The following is a 5,040-nucleotide window of genomic DNA, read 5'->3' on the forward strand; positions in this document are numbered from 1 at the left end:
ATGGGTATACGCCTTTTGGTATTCCTCCGCGCTGAGCAGCTCAATCTGGTCATCGACCCAGGCAGCCTTCCGCTCCTGCTTTGCAAAGGCGGCAAGCTCCTTCTGAAGCCACTCCCGCATCAGCTCGATCCGGTTGGCCAGGCGAACCGCAGGTTCATAGCTGTAAAATTTCTCTTTCATCGCTTCAGCCGAAACGATAAGATGCCCCTTGAAGCGGATCGGCTTAAAGATCATGCCGTCATGCTCCAGATAATCCTTGTAGCTGCGGATGATATTCAGAAACGCCGGCGAGGCCTTGAAGGCAATCGACGCCTTTTTATTCTCTAACCATTCCCCTTCCTCCGCATTCAGAATCGACTCCATTTGCGAAAACACGTCTTCCAGGTCGTATTCCTTGCTGAGCCGGTGTTCCAGGTACGCCTGGAACGTCGTCTGCATCATGTTCTCCTCGCCCAGCTCCGGCAGGACGGTGGAGACATAGCTGTTAAACAGCGGGTTGGGGGAAAACAGAAGCACCTGGTCGGCCTTCAGAATTTCCCTGTATTTGTATAGCAAATAGGCGACACGCTGCAGGGCCGCAGACGTCTTGCCGCTCCCGGCCGCCCCCTGCACGACCAGCATCCGGATCTTGTCGTTGCGGATCACGGCGTTCTGCTCCTTCTGAATCGTCGCCACAATGCTTTTCATCTGGCTGTCGGAGCTGTGGCTGAGCACCTGCTGCAGCAGCTCGTCGCCGATGGTGACGCCGGTGTCGAACATGACGTCGATCCTGCCGTCCTTAATGACGAACTGACGCTTCAGTTCCATCGTCCCTTCAATTTCGCCGCCGGGTGTTTGGTAGGAAGCCGGCCCGGGCGCACCGTCGTAGTACAGGCTGGAGACGGGAGCCCGCCAGTCGTACACGAGGAAGGTCTCCTGGTCATCATCCAGGAACGAAGCGATGCCAAGGTAAATCTGTTCCGTCTGCTTCTGACCGTTTTCCGTAAAATCTATCCGGCCGAAATACGGCGATTTCTCCAGCAGCCGCAGCTTCTTCAAGGATTCAAAAGCCTGCAGATGACTGCGCTCGCGCTCCGACAGCACCTGGGACTGCTGCCGCAAACTGGTCGAGGTCTCTCCGAGGTCGTCGGCGCTGCTGAAGTTGACGCGAACCTCATCCCAGAAATCCTTTCTCAGCTCCACGACATCTCCCCGGACCGTTCCAACCTCCGCTTCAAGCGCTTTTTTGCGGCGGGCGATTTTCCCGGTGACCTGAGTTACCCGCTCCTGCTCCTGCTGCCAGTCCTGATCGTTTAAATCCATGCCGATATCCATCCCCTTTTAAATGTTTGACAAACTCATCCCAATGTGATAAAATCCATATAGGATTATTATTTTAATTTTTATCTTTTTAGAGTCACAAGTTCTATATTACCAACTTTTGAATTGTAAATCAATGCAGGATAAGGGGAGCCTCCGGCTCCCCTTTTTGGCGTACCTCGTCCTTCCAGGAGGGCTGTGGCATCGCCCCGATTTTCTTCGTGACTCAACCTGTATGTTATTATAATTCGCGGACGGCCCGTCCGTTTCCTTTTACTTCACCCAATCTTTGCCTACTAAAAAGACCGGCGGAGCCTTATATGGCGCCCGCCGGTTCGGATGTTGTCCGCCCTCTTCAAATTCCTTGCTCAGCTCCGGAACAGCGGTACGATCTCAATGCCATCCGCCGAAATTCGGACCAGTCCTTTATCCGACAGTCGCAGCTCCGGAATGACGACCAGCGCCAGAAGCGACAGCGTCATGAACGCGTTGTTCAGCAGGCAGCCGGACTGAATCAGCGCCTGGCTGATCGCTTCGGACTGGCTCGCGACCGTTTCAAACGGCTGATCGGACATCAGGCCGCCGACCGGCAGCGGAAACTCCGTCCGGCCCGTGCGCGTGAGCATCACGACGCCGCCCTGCATCTCGGCCACGCGGTTTCCCGCCTGCGCCATCAGCCGGTCATCATTGCCGATGACCGTTACGTTATGGCTGTCATGGGCCACGGTCATTGCGATGGCTGCCGGTTCTTCAAAGCCGATCCCCGCCACGATGCCGAGCGCATGGCCTCCGCCTTGACCGTGGCGTTCAAATACCGCCATTTTGCAGAGGCCGCTCTCCGGCGTAACGCGAAGCGTCGAATCTTCCACCGGCACGTTCACCCACGTTTCCTTCGTCTCCACATGGTTCTCTACGACCCCAATTGCCCGGACCTCAACCGTTCCGCCCGTCTGCGGCGCGGCGATGACCAAATCCCGTTCTTCAATCGGACGCCCCAATTTGACGGTGCCGTACGCCTCTGCCGGTATGGCATATGGCTCCCACTCGGCGGTCATCCGGCCATCCTCCGCCACAACGTGTCCGGCCGCGATCGTCATCGTGACGTTCACGTCGGCCAAATTCCCGTCCAGCAAAATGATGTCCGCGCAGAGCCCGGGAGCGATCGCTCCGATATCTCTGGCCACCCCGAACCGTTCTGCCGTATTGATCGTAGCCATCTGAAAAGCCGTTACCGGCTTGACGCCCTGCGCAATGGCGTGGCGGACGACAAAATTCATATGCCCTTCGTTCATCAGCGACTCGGAGCTTCGGTCGTCCGTGACCAGAATCATGCGCCGGGTATCCAGGCCGCCTTCGGTATGCGCCTTGATGGTGGCCGCAACGTCATGCCAGGCCGAGCCCTGCCGCATCTTGGCGTACATGCCGAGCCGGACGCGCTCGATGACATCCTCCGCGCTCACGCATTCATGGTCTCCGTTAATACCGCTTGCCGCATACACCGGAAGCCTCCAATCCCCGGAGCTCCATGTAAAGTGTCCGTCCGCGTATTTTCCGGCCCGCAGCGTCTCCTCGATTTCCCCGATCATTTTGTCGTCGCCGTATACGACGCCGGGGAAGTTCATCACTTCGCCCAATCCGATCATATCCGGCCCCCAGCTGAGCGCTTCCGCCACTTCTTCAGGACCGATGTAAGCTCCGGTGGTTTCCAGCCCGGGGTGGGTTGACGGCACGCAGGATGCGACCTGCATATAGGCGGCCAGAGGCGTCGTTCTGGCTTCCTCCAGCATGAAGCGAAGGCCCGGCAGTCCGAGGACGTTCGAAATTTCATGCGCATCGAAAAACCCGCCGGTCGTGCCCAGCGGAAGCACCGCTCTGGCGAATTCGGTTGCCGTAAGCTGCGTGCTCTCAATATGACAATGTCCGTCCAGCAGTCCGGGCGCTGCATATTTGCCTCCGGCATCAATGACCACGGTCCCTTCGCCGATGGTATGGCTCACGTCCTTGCCGACATAAGCGATCCGCGGCCCCTGCACCGCAATGGACATCTCCGGCACGATTTCGCCTGACAAGACGTTGACCAGTCTCACGTTCAGGATGACGAGGCTTGATTTGCGGTCCCCGCGTGCGGTGGCGACCAAATCCCGGACACAGTCGGCCATCGGGAGTCTTTTCCAAGTGTTGTTGTGCATTGTAAACCCTCCAGTCTCTCTATCTCTCGATCGATATCTGTAACTTTATCCATGCTGCCGGACGGCATTAGGTTAGTCATATTATATATCCGAACAAGGACGAAAACTTTACATTTCTTAAGATTTTCTTGTAGGGCAATTAAAGTTTGATGGTTAGACTGGTAAAAGAATGAAAGGTATTCAAAACGGATAAACGAGGTATGGTGCAATGAAATCAAAGCAAAAGCAAAAAAGAAAACTGATTGCGCTGGCGCTGCTGTCGAGCTTGACGGTCGCCGCGGCCGTCAGCCTGATCCGGTTTCCCATGATTACGATCAAGGCGCAGGCAGCCGTTCTTATGGATGCGGAGAGCGGAAAGGTATATTATGAGCATAACGGGTCTCAATCACTCCCGCCGGCCAGCATGTCCAAAATGATGACGGAGCTGCTCGTGCTGGACAGCATCCATCAGGGGCAAAGCACCTGGGATGAGCTCGTCACCGCCAGCCGGTATGCCGCGAACGTGACGGGTTCCGAGATCGGACTCCGCGAAGGCGAGACGCTGACGCTGCGCCAGCTGTTTGAAGCGATGGTCGTGCACTCCGCCAACGATGCGGCGGTGGCCATTTCCGAACATATTGGCGGCAGCGAGAAAGAATTCGTCAAACGGATGAACGCCAAGGCCAAGGACATCGGCCTGTCCCCCCAAGCCGTTTTCGCCAATGCGACCGGACTGACTTCAAGCGATCTGCGTCAGTTCAAGTCGGCGTCTTCGCGGGGAGAGACGATGCTGAGCGCGCAGGATGTGGCCAAACTGGCGAAGTGCCTCATTGATTCCTACCCCGAAATTTTAAATATTACGCAGAAGGCCGATGTCAGCATCCCCGAGAAACGAATTACGCTGCATACGACCAACGCGATGCTCCCCGGCGAGCCATACGCCTATCCGGGCAACGACGGCTTTAAAACCGGGTATACGGAGCGGGCCGGGTACTGCTTTACCGGCACGACCGAAAAGGACGGCAAGCGGGTCATTGCCGTTGTTATGGGAGCGCCCGACACCGAGACCCGGTTCCAGGACGCCGCGGCCATGTTCGATTACGCCTTTGAGCATGCGGACAATCCTGCCCGCAGCTGGCTGACCCGAACGGTCCATGCCGTCTCGAACTTATAGACAAGCACTGATGGAGGTTTATGCATGCGCAACATTATGGTCGTCGACGACGACAAGGAAATCGCCAATCTGATTTCGATTTATTTGCAAAATGAAGGTTTTCACGTCATCTGCGCCTATCATGGCGAGGAGGCGCTCCAGCTGCTGAACGAGCATCCGGTCGACCTCATCGTACTGGACGTGATGATGCCCAAACTGAACGGCCTCGAGGTATGCCGCCAGGTTCGGGAGAACGAGTCGACCATTCCGATTCTGATGCTCAGCGCCAAGACCGAGGATATGGACAAAATTCTCGGCCTGATGACGGGGGCCGACGATTACATGATCAAGCCGTTTAATCCGCTGGAACTGACCGTGAGGGTCAAAACGCTCCTCCGGCGTTCTTTTCAATATAATGAA

At 56.4% G+C, this 5,040-nt stretch carries 4 protein-coding genes; 2 read left to right on the plus strand and 2 right to left on the minus strand.

Going from position 1 to position 5,040, the window contains the following annotated elements:
• The coding region (gene helD, locus CPT76_RS37545; RefSeq protein ID WP_308737605.1) for an RNA polymerase recycling motor HelD at positions 1–1,302 on the minus strand (1,302 nt) is incomplete at its 3' end.
• Positions 1,303–1,667: 365 nt separating this feature from the next.
• Positions 1,668–3,488 carry an adenine deaminase gene (locus tag CPT76_RS17285; protein WP_105443719.1) on the minus strand — a complete coding sequence of 607 codons (1,821 nt, stop codon included), beginning with the start codon at positions 3,486–3,488 and terminating at the stop codon, positions 1,668–1,670.
• A 208-nt stretch (positions 3,489–3,696) separates the two neighbouring features.
• Here CPT76_RS17285 and CPT76_RS17290 point away from each other — a divergent pair, with 208 nt between their 5' ends.
• Positions 3,697–4,641 (plus strand): D-alanyl-D-alanine carboxypeptidase family protein, encoded by a 945-nt coding sequence (locus CPT76_RS17290; protein ID WP_105443720.1) that lies wholly within the window; start codon positions 3,697–3,699, stop codon positions 4,639–4,641.
• Between the two features lie 24 nt (positions 4,642–4,665).
• Positions 4,666–5,040, plus strand: a 375-nt coding sequence (locus CPT76_RS17295) for a response regulator transcription factor (protein WP_146116335.1), incomplete at its 3' end; no start/stop codon positions are given.

This window comes from Paenibacillus sp. AR247 (assembly GCF_002968895.1).
GTDB classification, from domain to species: domain Bacteria; phylum Bacillota; class Bacilli; order Paenibacillales; family Paenibacillaceae; genus Paenibacillus_AQ; species Paenibacillus_AQ favisporus.

Excerpts from the sequence above, each read along its gene's own strand:
- CPT76_RS17285 (WP_105443719.1), bottom strand. The coding sequence starts at position 3,488 with ATGCACAACAACACTTGGAAAAGACTCCCGATGGCCGACTGTGTCCGG.
- CPT76_RS17290 (WP_105443720.1), top strand. The coding sequence starts at position 3,697 with ATGAAATCAAAGCAAAAGCAAAAAAGAAAACTGATTGCGCTGGCGCTG.